The 13,763-nt window shown below is 40.3% G+C and carries 13 protein-coding genes; 5 read left to right on the top strand and 8 right to left on the bottom strand.

The window, feature by feature from the left end:
• Positions 1-58 precede the first annotated feature (58 nt).
• Positions 59-955, top strand: a complete 897-nt coding sequence (locus HSP_RS0109650) for a hypothetical protein (protein WP_010129999.1) — start codon at positions 59-61, stop codon at positions 953-955.
• Positions 956-980: 25 nt separating this feature from the next.
• Here HSP_RS0109650 and plsY read toward each other — a convergent pair whose 3' ends face one another.
• Entirely contained in the window at positions 981-1,583 is a 603-nt protein-coding gene (plsY, locus tag HSP_RS0109655; protein WP_007527045.1) for a glycerol-3-phosphate 1-O-acyltransferase PlsY, read from the bottom strand.
• Positions 1,584-1,661: 78 nt separating this feature from the next.
• Here plsY and folB point away from each other — a divergent pair, with 78 nt between their 5' ends.
• Complete coding sequence (gene folB / locus HSP_RS0109660; protein ID WP_010130001.1) at positions 1,662-2,021, top strand: dihydroneopterin aldolase; 360 nt, start codon at positions 1,662-1,664, stop codon at positions 2,019-2,021.
• Positions 2,018-3,880: an ATP-binding protein gene (locus HSP_RS0109665; protein ID WP_010130002.1), complete on the top strand. Its 1,863-nt coding sequence runs from the start codon at positions 2,018-2,020 to the stop codon at positions 3,878-3,880. The genes folB and HSP_RS0109665 overlap by 4 nt, the downstream gene beginning before the upstream one ends.
• Before the next feature lie 40 nt (positions 3,881-3,920).
• Here HSP_RS0109665 and HSP_RS0109670 read toward each other — a convergent pair whose 3' ends face one another.
• Positions 3,921-4,820: a prolipoprotein diacylglyceryl transferase gene (locus tag HSP_RS0109670; RefSeq protein ID WP_010130003.1), complete on the bottom strand. Its 900-nt coding sequence runs from the start codon at positions 4,818-4,820 to the stop codon at positions 3,921-3,923.
• Positions 4,821-5,014: 194 nt separating this feature from the next.
• Here HSP_RS0109670 and HSP_RS0109675 point away from each other — a divergent pair, with 194 nt between their 5' ends.
• The gene (locus HSP_RS0109675; RefSeq protein ID WP_010130004.1) at positions 5,015-5,230 is read left to right on the top strand and encodes an HP1242/YdcH family protein; all 216 of its coding nucleotides are present in this window, start codon (positions 5,015-5,017) and stop codon (positions 5,228-5,230) included.
• Positions 5,231-5,309: 79 nt separating this feature from the next.
• On the opposite strand, the gene thrB is transcribed toward HSP_RS0109675, so the two are convergent.
• Both thrB and thrA read right to left on the bottom strand, forming a co-directional pair.
• Complete coding sequence (thrB, locus tag HSP_RS0109680) at positions 5,310-6,257, bottom strand: homoserine kinase (protein WP_010130005.1); 948 nt, start codon at positions 6,255-6,257, stop codon at positions 5,310-5,312.
• A complete protein-coding gene (thrA, locus tag HSP_RS0109685; protein WP_010130007.1) occupies positions 6,257-8,713 on the bottom strand; it encodes a bifunctional aspartate kinase/homoserine dehydrogenase I in 2,457 nt (818 codons plus the stop codon). Before thrA ends, thrB begins: the two co-directional genes overlap by 1 nt.
• A 364-nt stretch (positions 8,714-9,077) precedes the next feature.
• Between thrA and sodA the strand changes: the two genes are divergently transcribed.
• Entirely contained in the window at positions 9,078-9,707 is a 630-nt protein-coding gene (sodA, locus tag HSP_RS0109690) for a superoxide dismutase [Mn] (RefSeq protein WP_010130008.1), read from the top strand.
• Positions 9,708-9,830: 123 nt separating this feature from the next.
• Here sodA and HSP_RS0109695 read toward each other — a convergent pair whose 3' ends face one another.
• Genes HSP_RS0109695 through HSP_RS0109710 form a run of 4 tightly spaced genes read right to left on the bottom strand, consistent with a single transcriptional unit; the run spans position 9,831 to position 13,738 of the window.
• Complete coding sequence (locus HSP_RS0109695; RefSeq protein ID WP_010130009.1) at positions 9,831-10,820, bottom strand: peptide ABC transporter ATP-binding protein; 990 nt, start codon at positions 10,818-10,820, stop codon at positions 9,831-9,833.
• 12 nt (positions 10,821-10,832) lie between these two features.
• Positions 10,833-11,816, bottom strand: a complete 984-nt coding sequence (gene dppD, locus HSP_RS0109700; RefSeq protein ID WP_007527047.1) for a dipeptide ABC transporter ATP-binding protein — start codon at positions 11,814-11,816, stop codon at positions 10,833-10,835.
• 9 nt (positions 11,817-11,825) lie between these two features.
• Entirely contained in the window at positions 11,826-12,716 is an 891-nt protein-coding gene (locus HSP_RS0109705) for an ABC transporter permease subunit (protein WP_010130010.1), read from the bottom strand.
• A gap of 17 nt (positions 12,717-12,733) precedes the next feature.
• Positions 12,734-13,738 (bottom strand): ABC transporter permease subunit, encoded by a 1,005-nt coding sequence (locus tag HSP_RS0109710; protein WP_010130012.1) that lies wholly within the window; start codon positions 13,736-13,738, stop codon positions 12,734-12,736.
• Positions 13,739-13,763: the final 25 nt, after the last annotated feature.

The raw sequence follows: 13,763 nt of genomic DNA on the forward strand, positions 1-13,763 counted from the left end.
AAGCGAGGTAAGTTTATTTTACCTCGCTTTTATTATAGGTTTACTTTAAGGGTAGGTTATGAAGAGTCTCTTCACCGTGATTGGATTTTGCGCATTATTAGCAGGATGTGATGATGCGATCTCTAATCAAGCCGATAACACTAATCAAAATATTACAAAAGACGTTAAACAAAACGCAGAAAAAACCGCAAATACAGAAATTAAATCAGTACCAGACGAATCAAAACCTGCAACAGTGTCAGAACAATCAGTTAAAGTGACACAAGAAAAAGAAACCGATAAACAAGCGGTCAAAAAAGCAGAAGATTTTGCAAAGGTGGCAGATAAAAAAGAGGATGTGAAGAAGGAGCCTGAAACATCAACAACAGAAAAAGCGGTCGTTGAAACATCTGTAGAAACGAATGTTACGGAACCAAAAGTTACGGCACCAAAAGCATTGGAAGCCAAAGCAGTGGAACCCAAAACTACCGAATTAAAAACGGTAGAAACAAAAGTAACAGATGAGAAGCTGGTAGAGAAGAAGGTGGTTGAAGCGAAATCTCAAGCACCTTTGGATAAATCGAAAGCGACAGCTGAGAAAATGGTTTCTGGAAAAACAGAGTCTGCTAAGCTCGCTTCAACCAAAGTAGAAACTGAGAAAGCTGAACCAGTAAAAGAGGAATCCCGCTTGGCAGATAAAGCAAAACCCGCTAAGAATGCCAAAGCGAGTGCGAAAAATGAGAGTAGCAAAACAGCCAAATCATCTTCTAAAGACGCCGCTAAAAGTGAAGCCGAATCAGATGAAAATGCGATGGTAAGTAGTTTCTCAATGGAAGAGTTGCGTTTAGGAGCACAGCGTTCGCCGACAAAAGATGAAATTCAGCATCTTAAGCGTCAATGCCGTTATGCTTATATGACCGAGCAAGATGTGATTGAAAATAATTGCTCTGCGAAGAAAGTGAGTATGGCAAGATAGGGTTAAATAGTGCAGCAAGTCTGCACTATTTTTTTGTCTTGAATTTATCCCAAATTTTTTCTTCTTGTCCTCGCCATAATCGCTGAATGTTTTCATGGTGACGATATAAAATAAAACAGCAAATCAGCGCAATCGGAAAGGTAAATTCAGGTTGAAACCACCAAACAAATGCTGGCAGAATGAGTGCTACTATTACGGCACTTAATGAAGAATAGCCAGAAATTAAAAATACGGCTAACCAAGTCGCCACCGTTAAGCCTGAGATGGCATATCCAAATGGCAATAAGGCGCCAAATGCAGTCGCAACGCCTTTTCCACCTTTAAATCTAAAGAAAATAGGGAAAATATGTCCAAGGCAGGCAGCTAATGCAACAAAACCTACGGTTGATGGCGGTAGGGCTAAATGTAGTGCAAGTGCTACAGGTAACATTCCTTTTAAAATATCGCACATCAGCACCCCTAATGCGGCAGTTTTTCCACCAATGCGTAAAACGTTGGTTGCACCTGGATTATTTGAGCCATGTTCTCTAGGATCAGGTAAGCCAGCTAATTTGCAAAAAGTAATAGCGCTGGAGAATGAACCGAGCAGGTAGGCAAATAAAATCATCGCATAACCTGTGAATGTCATATATTTTCCTTCTATGAGAGATGACAAAACTGCGTTATTCTACCCAAACTTTTTAAAAAAATCTCAAAAGGAGATCCGATGACAGATAAAGTTTTTATTCACGAACTTACCGCATTTGCCTCAATTGGGGTTTATGACTGGGAACATACCATTAAACAGCGATTGGTATTTAATTTAGAAATGGAATGGGATTTTACCGAAGCAGTTAAAAATGATGATGTAGCACATTGTCTAAATTACGCTGAGGTTTCACAAACAGTAATTGATTTTGTCGAAAGTCAGCCATTTAAATTGGTGGAAACGCTCGCTCATCGAGTCGCTGATCTTTTACAACAAAAATTCGGTATTAAGGCGTTGCGTTTAGAATTACATAAACCGAAAGCGGTTGCACAAGCGAGTTCTGTTGGGGTTATTGTAGAAAGACGTGCTGCCTTATGAGAAAAAGTATCTTTAAAAAATGTAGCGAAAATTATGTGAACTGGGTTATTCGGCTCGGGAAGGTTCGCTCGGCGATTTTAGGCATTTTTGTGTTAGGGATATTTGCCATCCTGATTCAATCGATTTTGAATTATGTCTTCTTTGGCACGGTGGTTGCTGGCGATATTTTCCGTTCGATTCTTTTCGGTTTGCTTTCTGCACCTTTTGTGCTTTATTTTTTCAATGTGATTGTGGAACAACTTGAACGTTCACGATTAAAGTTAGAACGTAGCGTGTACGAATTAAATGTCATGCGCGCACAAGATGCCTATCTTTCTGCCAAGTTAAAACAAAATAGCGTAGATAAAACCCAGCTGATGGCAACCATTAGCCACGAATTACGCACACCTTTAAATGGCATTATTGGATTAAGTCGAATGTTGTTAGAAGAGGATCTTAGCCAAAAGCAACGCGAATACTTGCAAACTATTAACGTTAGTGCTGTGTCATTAGGCTATATTTTTAGCGATATTATCGATTTAGAAAAAATTGATAGCCAACGTATTGAGCTATTTCGTCAACCTGTTGAATTCACGCAAATCATTCACGATATTAGCCATTTTGCGCAATTATTGGCGGCTAAGAAATCGATTCAGTTCTTGCTAGATTATCCAGATAATCTCCCTGAATTTATTGAGGTAGACAACGCACGGTTAAGCCAAGTGTTGTGGAATTTGATTAGCAATGCCGTTAAATTCACACCACCAAGCGGTCAGATTTCATTAAAAATTTACCAAACTGATGCACAACACTTTCAATTTGTTGTGAAAGATTCAGGAATTGGTATTCCTCTTGCAGAGCAAGATAAAATCTTCCAGATGTTCTATCAAGCTGAAAATTCCAAAGCGAAAAAAGCGCAAGGTAGCGGCATAGGATTAGCAATTTCTAAGCAGATTGCATTATTGATGAATGGTGATTTACAGGTTGAAAGTGAGCCAAATCAAGGTGCGACTTTTACGTTTAGTTTTGAGGCAAAACAGGGCAAAGCAAAACAAGCGTTACAAATTAAACATTACGGCTTGAAAGTGCTATTGGTTGAAGATGTGGAACTGAATGTGGTAGTGGCACGTTCAATGCTCGAAAAATTTGGGTGTGAAATTGAAGTTGCAATGACCGGCGAGCAAGCTCAGCAGAAATTTGAGCAGCACAGTTTTGATCTAATTTTATTGGATATTCAATTACCCGATACCACAGGCACCCAGCTGGCACAACAATGGCGTGGGCAATATGATGAAGGCGAGATTGATTATTTACCGCTTCTGGTTGCGCTTACTGCGAATATGATGCAAACCAAAAGTGAATATCAACAGCAAGGCATGGATGATGTGTTGCGTAAACCGCTCTCTTTAGAATGCTTAGCGCAATGTTTAGCCTTACATTTTGGCGAAGATTCTCCATTTTCAGATTTGCAAAATGAGGTGGAAATTAGACCGCTTGCAGAAAAAGATGTGATTGTCGATGGGCGGCTAAATGGGACTTTGATTCAAGAACTCTGTTCAGTGCTAGGTGAAGAAGGACTGCAAAAGAGCATTGTGTTATTTGAATCTCTTGCACCAAGTTATATCCTTTCGCTCAAACAAGCATATCAAGATTGGCAAGGCACACCAGATGCGATTCATCGAAAATTATTGACTGAACAGGCGCATAAATTAAAAGGGGCTTTTGCTTCTATTGGCTTACTGAGATTGCAACAATTAGCAGAATTGGCGCAAACAGATAATAGTAAGCCTTGGGAAGCAGAAATTGCAGATTGGCTGGCAGAAATTGATCAGCATTGGCAATCAGATTTAGCGTTATTAAAATCGAAATTCGATGGCTAGCAAAAAGGCTTTACTTCGTTGGAAGTAAAGCCTTTATTATTTAAGAGGTTCGAATATTATCAGGAATAGGATCCGCAATAGGTTGAATATCTTTTTCAGGTTCTTTGGGATCTACGGGTTCCTGTTTTGGAGTGCTTTCTGGTTCTGCAGATTGTACAGGCGTAGTATCTTGCGGTTTTGCCTCACTTTTAGCTTCTTCTGGCGCTTTTTCAGTGCTATTTAATTTCGGTTGATTTTGTTTTCCTACTTTTGGTTTTTCCTGTGTTACCTTGATTGGTGCAGGCGGCGTGATTTTGTCTGTTTTCTCCAAACTTTGCTCAAAATCGACCGCTTGTTCAGTACTTGCCCCTTCATCTTTTAGCTCTTCTTTGCTTGGGTCTAATGACGGTAATTGAATTAAACCAAAGTGGCTCTCTTTTTCTGGTCTGTTATATTCTGCAATATGGACATCTTGCACATTTGGGCGTTTTTTCGTTGTTAAAGCTTGGCTAATATCTACTTTAGGGTCGAGCCAAATTGCCACAATAGCATTATTAACCTCACCATAAAACTCTTCTGGAATCACTTGATCGTTTAAGACAAAATAACCTTTATCTGGTAGGGCAATATAGCTCAGAGAATCTTCTTCTTTCAGATCAGGTAATGTTTTACGCAAGCGCTCAATCGCATTGTCTTTATCTTTTAAAGAAATACCAAGATTTGACCACGCGCGGGCAATTGAGATAGCAAAATCACGGCCATCTACGGGTTTATCATATTTTAAAGTAAGCATCAGCGGGCGGCTTTCTGGCGTATATTCGCCGTTTTCAGTAAATAAGCTGATATTGTAAATTTTAAATGGCCCCCAGGTGTAATCAAGGTCATTGATTTTTTTCCATTGGGCGAAAAGTGGGTTGCTCAGCAATGCCAATGATAGGCCTAAGAGAACTTTATAACGCATTATTTTTGCCTCTGTGAGTATTTGGTGCGCATTATAACCGCTAAATTGATAAATAACGGATTCAACTATGCTTTTTTGTAAAAAATTTTGTGATCTAGTTCAAATTTTAGAAAGAAAATACAGGTAATTTACCTTAAAAAGCGTAGTATAAATAGTGAAAAAGAACCCATTCATTAAACTATAAGGAGTCCTTTATGTTTCCGGAATTTCGTGACTTAATCTCAAAATTAAAAACTGAAGATGCGCATTTTGCTCGTCTATTTGACAAACATAATGAATTAGATCAAAAAATTAAAAATTTTGAATCTGGCATTGAAATTGCAACAAGCTCAGAAATTGAAGTACTCAAAAAAGAGAAACTCGCGATTAAAGATGAGCTTTATGCAATTTTGAAGAAAAAATCAGCTTAATAAGAAAATAGCTTAATTATTTTTAAAAGTAAGCGGTCATATTTGTAAAAAATTTTGCAAATATGACCGCTTATTATTTCTAGCCTAGCGCTCTAGCGCCTTGGTTATCAACCTGACAAATATGAATAAAGCCTTCATTATTTTGTAGGTACTCTTTTTCCAAATAAGCCACTAATTTTTGCGCATGCTCTAAATCTGGGGCAATCGCAAACATGGTTGGGCCTGAGCCTGAAATTCCAACAGCGAGGGCGCCTAAATCTTTACAGCCTTGGCGAACTGTTGGGAAGTTTGGTAGTAAATTTTCCCGATAAGGTTCGGCAATTAAATCTTTCATCATCACAGAGGCTAAGACATCTTGATGCGTGTGGCAGGCATGCACAAAGGAGCCTAAATAACGTGCTTGTTGAATCATATCTTGGCGTGTGTAGTTTTTCGGTAAAATTGCACGTGCTTCAGCCGTTGAAACTTCAATGCCAGGGTAAGCTAGCACCCAGTACCATTCGTCAAAGAACGGTAGTGGTTGGCAAATATTGCCAAGTGATTGTGTCATTAACTGTAAGCCGCCTAAATAGCATGGTGCAACGTTATCGTAGTGAATAGAACCTGAAATTCTGCCTTCCAATTCGCCCATCATTTCTAATAATTCCATCTTAGAAAAAGGTTGATCATGGAATTGGTTAAGTGCTACTAGCGCAGCTACGATTGAACAAGCGCTTGAACCTAAACCAGAACCAATTGGCATATTTTTCTCAAGCGTGAGGCGCAGTTTTTTCACCTCACCTCCACGTAATTTTAGGCGCTCACTAAATAAAACATATGCTTGGTAAACAATGTTTTTTTGCGGTTCTTTTGGCAGTTTGCGTACGAAATAGCCAATACTTTCAAGTTCAAATGGGCTATCACACTCTTCAATTTGTACAACATCGCCCAATAATGAGCCATCAATAGGCGAAATTGCCGCACCTAAAGAGTCAAATCCAACGCTGATATTCGCGCTAGAAGCTGGCGCATAAATTCGTAAAGCCATTAGTTTGCTCCCCCTTGTAAGGTGCGAAGAATATCCGCAAAAATACCGGCTGCGGTTACGCTATTACCAGCACCGTAACCACGTAATAACAATGGAATTGGGTTGTAATAACGTGTTAAGAAGGTTAAGGCGTTTTCCCCATCTTTTACTTTGTAAAGTGGATGGTTTTCATCAACAGCCTCAATCGCTACACGGCATTTGTTACCATTGATAGAGCCAACATAACGTAATACTTTACCTTCAGCTTTTGCAGCTTGTACGCGTTGAGCAAATTCAGCATCAATTTCTGGTAATACGTTAAGGAACTCTTCTTTACTCATGCCTTCAGAAAAACCTTTTGGTAATACGCCTTCCACTTCAATATTTTCGAGTTCTAAGGCTAAACCTGTTTCACGCGCAAGGATGAGCAATTTGCGCGCAACATCTGCGCCTGATAAATCATCTCGCGGGTCTGGTTCAGTAAAGCCTTTCTCTTTTGCTAATAAGGTGGCTTGTGAAAGCGTTAAGCCTTCATCTAATTTACCAAAAATGAAAGAGAGTGAGCCAGATAAGATCCCTTCAAATTTTTCAACGCCATCGCCTGCAGCTAATAGGTTTTGGAGGTTTTCAATAACAGGTAATCCTGCGCCCACATTGGTTTCATATAAGAATTTATGCTGACCTTGACGAGCCGCTTCGCGTAATTCTTGATAATAAGCATAGCTGCCAGTATTTGCTTTCTTATTTGGTGTAACCACATGGAAACCTTCTTTTAAGGCTCGTGCATAGAGATTTGCCACAGATTGTGCTGAAGTACAATCGACAAATACTGGGTTGATTACGTGGTGTAATTTAATAAATGAAAGCAGCACATCAAAGTCAGAGGGTTGTGTTGCGTTGGCTAAATCTTGTTGCCAGTTTTCTAAATTTAAGCCGTTTTCATCAAGCAGCATCTTGTCTGAATTTGCTAATGCACAAACGCGGATCTCAATGTCCTTCTTTGCGAGGAACTCCTTTTGTTGTTTTACTTGCTCAATAAGTGCTCCACCTACGCCACCTACACCGACAAGAAACATATCAACGACTTTTTTATTGCTAAATAATGCGCGGTGAGTTGCTTTAACCGCTTCAATGGCCTTGTTTAAAGGCACTACAGCAGAAATTGAACGTTCAGAAGAACCTTGTGCAATCGCAACAATGCTGATGTTGGCTTGAGCAAGCGCAGAGAAGAAACGTGCCGCAATACCTTTTGCGGTACGCATTCCATCGCCCACTACTGAAACAACAGATAAATCTTTAATAATGTCGATTGGGTCAAGTTGGTGTTCTGCTAATTCTTGTGCAAATTCACTGTTTAATGCATTGAGTGCTTTGTCTGCAGATTTTGCAGGCACACAGAAACTGATACTGTATTCAGAAGAAGATTGGGTAATTAAGATAACGGAAATCCCTGCTTTTGACATAGTAGAGAATACGCGAGATGCCATGCCTACCATACCTTGCATGCCAGAACCTGAAACGTTAAACATGGCAACATTGTCAAGGTTGGTGATACCTTTTACTTTTAAACCATCTGTTGCAGCATTTCCGTCAATTAAGGTGCCTTTGCCTTCTGGATTTCCTGTATTTTTGATTAAGCAAGGAATATTTAATGGAACAAGTGGCCCAATGGTGCGAGGATGAATCACTTTTGCGCCGAAATAAGAAAGCTCCATTGCTTCTTGATAGCTCATTGATTCTAAGCAGATAGCATCTGGTACTAAACGTGGATCGCAAGTATAAACGCCATCTACGTCTGTCCAAATTTCACAGCAATCCGCTTTTAGACAAGCAGCTAAGCAAGCGGCAGAGTAGTCAGAACCGTTACGGCCTAATAATACTAATTCGCCATCCTCATTACCTGCAGTAAAGCCAGCCATTAACACCACATTTTTCTTTGGAATAGAGGCAGCATCAACGCGTTTGGTTGATTCATTGATATCTACAGAAGATTCTAAATAGTTTCCGTGTGCTAATAATTTTTCAACTGGATTGATGTTGGTTACATCATAGCCTTTAGCTTCAAACCATGCTTGCATCATTGCAATAGAGAGTTTTTCGCCACGGCAGTGAATAGTAGCAGCTACAGCATCTGGTAATGTTTTACTTTTTGCAGCTTCTGCTGCTACACCTTGAATTTGGGTTAATTCAGCTTCTACTAATGCGAGTAACTCATCGCGTTTTAGGTTGTTATTTACTTCGTATAAGCCGTTGATAATATTATGGAAAATCTCTGTCGCTTCTTTTAAGTTTGCTTCAAAGGATTCACCTGCAATAGCTTTATCGACAATCGCAATTAAGTGGTTGGTAATTTTGGCGGGTGCAGACAGCACACCTGCTGCCTGATCTTTTAAATGAGCCTTTTCGATAATGTCAGCTGCTTGCATAAAGCGAGCCGGATTGGCAAGTGAAGTGCCTCCAAATTTAAGTACGCGCATAGTTTCTCCCGTGGAATAAATTTAATATACAAAATTAAGATACAAAAAAACCCGCATATCGCGGGTCTTGTGAATTCATTTCTATTAGCAACACTCACCCGCATAACGCATTTGCGTAATGGTAATCATGGTGCGGGTAATGATGGTCATTAAGTGCTGCATAGGCTATTTACTGTTTTGAACAATGTTTCGAAGAATGGAGTAAAACGGTTGCTTTGTCAATGCTTTTTCAGCGATTTTTGAAAGGAAATGCAAATTAGTAAAATAATGGTAACTTTTCTTAATTTAGATCAAAAAACAATGCTTTTTTTAGTCAATTTTGTTATATTTAAACCAAATTTAATAACTACAAAGGAATTTTTATATGGCTTATACATTACCAGAATTAGGTTATGCTTATGATGCATTAGAACCATTCTTCGATAAAGAAACAATGGAAATCCACCATACTAAACACCACCAAGCATACATCAACAATGCAAACGCAGCATTAGAAGCGCATACTGAATTATTAGCGTTATGCCCAGCTAGATTGATTCAAGATTTAAACCAAGTGCCAGCTGAAAAACGTGTGGCTGTACGTAATAACGTAGGTGGGCATGTTAACCACACTTTATTCTGGAAAGGTTTAAAAGTGGGTACAACTTTACAAGGTGCATTAAAAGCGGCTATCGAACGTGATTTCGGTTCAGTTGAAGCCTTCCAAGCAGAATTTGAAAAAGCAGCAGCAACACGTTTTGGTTCAGGTTGGGCATGGTTAGTATTAGGCCAAGATGGTAAATTATCTGTGGTTTCAACCGCAAACCAAGATTCTCCATTAATGGGTAAAGAAATCGCAGGTGCTGAAGGTTTCCCAATTATTGGTTTAGATGTGTGGGAACACGCTTACTATCTTCACTACCAAAACCGTCGTCCAGACTACATTAAAGCATTCTGGAACGTGGTAAACTGGGACGAAGCAGCGCGTCGTTTTGAAGAAAAAAACGCACACTAATTAGCAAATAAATTAAAAAAATCCGCTTTGAGTGATAGCTCTTAAGCGGATTTTTTATTTTTATGAACAATAGCAAGTGGTCTGATTTTGCAAATTTTTTACCAAATCAGACCGCTTGTTGAATTATTCCACCATAAAGCAGGCAATTTTTCGTGTGTCTGCATAAGGTGTTAGCGCAGGTTGTTCAACCTTACAACGTTCTGTTGCTTTCCAACAACGTGCGTGGAAAGCGCAACCTTTTGGCGGCTTAAGTGGGCTTGGTAGCTCACCAGTAAGCTTAATGCGCTCGCCTTTTTCAGTTTGATCCAGTTTCGGTGTTGCTGAAAGCAAAGCTTGTGTGTAAGGGTGTTTTGGATTTTCAAAAATCTGATTAACATCGCCTTGTTCTACACAGCGGCCTAAATACATCACCATCACTTCATCAGCAATATGTTTGACTACCGAAAGGTCATGCGAAATAAACACATAAGAAAGCCCTAACTCTTCTTGTAAATCCATCATCAAGTTCAATACTTGCGCACGAACAGAGACGTCTAGCGCAGAAACGGGTTCATCAGCCACCACGATATCTGGATTAAGCATTAACCCACGCGCAATCGCAATTCGCTGGCGTTGACCGCCAGAAAACATGTGTGGATAGCGGTCGTAGAATTCTGGTTTCAGCCCCACTTTTGCCATCATCGCTAACACTTTTTCTTTGCGTTCTTTGCTAGAAATAGATGTGTTGATAATCAGTGGCTCTTCTAGAATTTCGCCCACTTTTTTACGTGGATTGAGTGAGCTATATGGATTTTGGAAAACAATCTGAATTTTTTGACGACGCAAAGTACTTGTTGCCTTGTCGTTGACCAAGAAATTCTGCCCATTGTAAAAGAGCTCGCCTTCGGTTGGATGTTCAATCATGGTTAGCATGCGTCCAAGCGTGGATTTACCACAACCCGATTCGCCAACCACGGCAAGCGTTTTACCACGCTCAAGGGTAAATGAAACGCCATCAACTGCCTTAACCATTTTGGGCGCTTTGAACATGCCTTGTTTTACTGGGTAATATTTTTTGAGATTAATCGCATCGAGAAGCGGTGCGTTTTGTTCATTTTTTTGCAAATTACTCATCACTGTCCTCGCTTAAGCATAACTAGGTTTGCCTTGTTCATTTAATGGGAAATGGCATTTCACTTGACGTCCTTCCCATTGCTGTAATGATGGCTCACTTTCTCGACATTTATCCGTTGCATACGGGCAACGCGGATTAAGCAAGCAGCCTTGTGGTCGATCATATTTGCCCGGCACCACACCTGGTAATGATTGCAGACGAGATTTTTCTTCTGCAAACTCCGGCAAGGCTTTCAATAAGGCTTGAGTGTATGGATGAAGCGGAGTACGGAAAATTTCTGCTGCGCGGCCTTCTTCCACCACTTGCCCTGCATACATCACAATAATGCGATGCGCAGCTTCAGCGACTAAGGCTAAATCGTGAGTAATGAGAATAAGCGCCATATTTTCTTTGCGCTGTAATTCAAGTAACAAGTCGATAATTTGTGCTTGAATGGTTACATCCAATGCGGTTGTCGGTTCATCCGCAATCAATAGTTTTGGATTACACGCAATTGCCATGGCAATCATGACACGTTGGCTCATCCCACCTGAAAGTTGATGCGGGTAAACCTCTAAACGAGATTCTGGATCGGGAATGCCTACCATGGTCAGTAATTCAATTGCACGAGCACGACGGCTAGCCTTGCTGCCACCTTGATGCACTTTCAGTGCTTCGGTAATTTGAAAGCCAACGGTATAACTTGGATTGAGGCTAGTCATCGCATCTTGGAAGATCATAGACACATCCGCCCCGATAATTTTTTGCTTCTCTTTTGGCTTTAATGCAAGCAGATCATGTTGATTGAATTCTAACGATTGCGCACTTACGCGGCCGGGGAAATCAATTAACCCCATAATCGCTAATGAGCTGACGGATTTACCTGAACCTGATTCACCAACAATGCCTAAGACTTCGCCTTCGTTGACAGTGTAGCTGATTCTATCCACCGCCTTAAATGGTGCTTTCTCATCACCAAAATGGACAGAAAGCTGATTTACAGTTAAAAGTGCCATCTTTCTCTCCTATTGTTTTAGTTTTGGATCAAGCGCATCGCGTAAGCCATCACCCATTAAGTTGAAGGCAAGTACGAGGGATAAAATCGCTAAGCCTGGAATAGTCACCAACCAGTTTGCTGACTGCATGAAACCACGAGATTCTGCCAACATGGTGCCAAGTTCTGGTGTAGGCGGTTGTGCCCCAATACCTAAGAAACCTAAAGCGGCAAGTTCTAAAATAGCGTTAGAAATCCCCATCGTCATTTGGACGATAAGTGGTGCTAAACAGTTAGGTAAGATAACAATAAACATTAAGCGTAATACGCCTGCGCCCGCAACACGGCTGGCGACAACATAATCGCGGTTTTTTTCACTCATTACGGAAGCGCGTGTTAAGCGGACATAGCTTGGAATAGAAACAATTGCAATGGCAATCGCAGCATTCATTAGTGATGGACCAAGAATGGTGACCACCCCAATGGTTAATAATAGGCTTGGAATAGCAAGCATAATATCGACAAAGCGCATAATTAAAATATCAATTATGCCACCATAATAGCCCGCTAATACCCCTAAGATTACCCCTAAAACACAAGAGAGTAGAACAATAATCAGTCCGATAAAGACAGATAAACGTGCGCCATAAATAATACGAGAGAGCATATCTCGCCCAATATCGTCAGTACCAAGTAAGTAAGAGGCATTGCCACCTTCTAACCAAGCTGGTGGTAAAAGGAGTGCGGTACGGTTTTGTTCAATAGGATCATAAGGCGCGACCCAGCCAGCAAAGATAGCGGCAAAAAGGACAATCGCAATAAAAGTCAGCCCAATTACCGCCCCGCGATTTTGGCAGAAATAGTGCCAAAATTCTTGCAAAGGCGTTTTCGGCACAGGGGCTGAAAGCGTAGTTGAAGACATAAGTTAATCACTCCGAATTAAGTATGACGAATTCTTGGATTCACCACACCATAAATTAAATCTACGGTTAAGTTCACTAGAATAATAATAGAAGCAATAATGAGCACAGAGCCTTGTAACACAGGATAATCACGTGCGTTAATCGCATCAATAATCCATTTACCAATACCAGGCCATGAGAAAATATTTTCAGTTAATACTGCGCCAGATAACAGTTGCCCTACAATTAAACCCACCACAGTCACGACTGGAATTAACGCATTGCGTAACGCATGTACAATAACAATGCGGGTAGTGCTTAACCCTTTTGCGCGAGCTGTGCGGATATAATCTTCGCCTAATACTTCAAGCATAGATGAGCGTGTCATTCGAGTGACTACAGCAAGCGGAATTGTTCCTAATACGATAGACGGTAAAATCAATGATTTAATTGCCGCTAAAAATGCACCTGGCTCATCAGATTGCCAAGTGTCGATCAACATAAATCCCGTGTTTGCTTCAATCCAATATTCAGAAGGTAATCGTCCAGATGCTGGTAGCCCTAATGGCGTTGAAAAATAAAGGATTAAAATTAAGCCCCACCAGAAAATAGGCATCGAATAGCCTGTAAGAGAAAGGCTGGTAACGATGTGTGAAATCCATGAATCTTTTTTTACCGCGGCGATAACACCTAAAATAATGCCGAAGACTAATGACCAAAGCAGCGCAAAGAATGCTAATTCAACCGTTGCAGGAAAGAGAGTAAAGAATTCTTTTAGGACAGGCTCATTATTACGAAATGAGTTACCTAAATCGCCAGATAATACTCCTTTAATATAATTGAAATATTGGGTTGGTAATGGTTGATCTAGCCCTAATTGCGCCATCATTTGCGCATGCATAGCAGGATCAAGCCCACGCTCACCCATTCGGATTTCAATTGGATCCCCAGGAATTAAATGCACTAAAGCAAAAGTAATTAAGGTTATCGCAATGAAAGTTGGGATAACCATTAAAATACGTTTAAAAATAAATGAAAACATAATTAAATTAGTAAAATTTTTGGTT

It is taken from the genome of Haemophilus sputorum CCUG 13788, from assembly GCF_000238795.1.
Classification (GTDB): domain Bacteria; phylum Pseudomonadota; class Gammaproteobacteria; order Enterobacterales; family Pasteurellaceae; genus Haemophilus_A; species Haemophilus_A sputorum.

Bases quoted from the DNA above. Each gene is read 5' to 3' on its own strand.
- HSP_RS0109650 (WP_010129999.1), top strand. From the start codon at position 59: ATGAAGAGTCTCTTCACCGTGATTGGATTTTGCGCATTATTAGCAGGA.
- plsY (WP_007527045.1), bottom strand. From the start codon at position 1,583: ATGACATTCACAGGTTATGCGATGATTTTATTTGCCTACCTGCTCGGT.
- folB (WP_010130001.1), top strand. From the start codon at position 1,662: ATGACAGATAAAGTTTTTATTCACGAACTTACCGCATTTGCCTCAATT.
- HSP_RS0109665 (WP_010130002.1), top strand. From the start codon at position 2,018: ATGAGAAAAAGTATCTTTAAAAAATGTAGCGAAAATTATGTGAACTGG.
- HSP_RS0109670 (WP_010130003.1), bottom strand. From the start codon at position 4,820: ATGCGTTATAAAGTTCTCTTAGGCCTATCATTGGCATTGCTGAGCAAC.
- HSP_RS0109675 (WP_010130004.1), top strand. From the start codon at position 5,015: ATGTTTCCGGAATTTCGTGACTTAATCTCAAAATTAAAAACTGAAGAT.
- thrB (WP_010130005.1), bottom strand. From the start codon at position 6,257: ATGGCTTTACGAATTTATGCGCCAGCTTCTAGCGCGAATATCAGCGTT.
- thrA (WP_010130007.1), bottom strand. From the start codon at position 8,713: ATGCGCGTACTTAAATTTGGAGGCACTTCACTTGCCAATCCGGCTCGC.
- sodA (WP_010130008.1), top strand. From the start codon at position 9,078: ATGGCTTATACATTACCAGAATTAGGTTATGCTTATGATGCATTAGAA.
- HSP_RS0109695 (WP_010130009.1), bottom strand. From the start codon at position 10,820: ATGAGTAATTTGCAAAAAAATGAACAAAACGCACCGCTTCTCGATGCG.
- dppD (WP_007527047.1), bottom strand. From the start codon at position 11,816: ATGGCACTTTTAACTGTAAATCAGCTTTCTGTCCATTTTGGTGATGAG.
- HSP_RS0109705 (WP_010130010.1), bottom strand. From the start codon at position 12,716: ATGTCTTCAACTACGCTTTCAGCCCCTGTGCCGAAAACGCCTTTGCAA.
- HSP_RS0109710 (WP_010130012.1), bottom strand. From the start codon at position 13,738: ATGTTTTCATTTATTTTTAAACGTATTTTAATGGTTATCCCAACTTTC.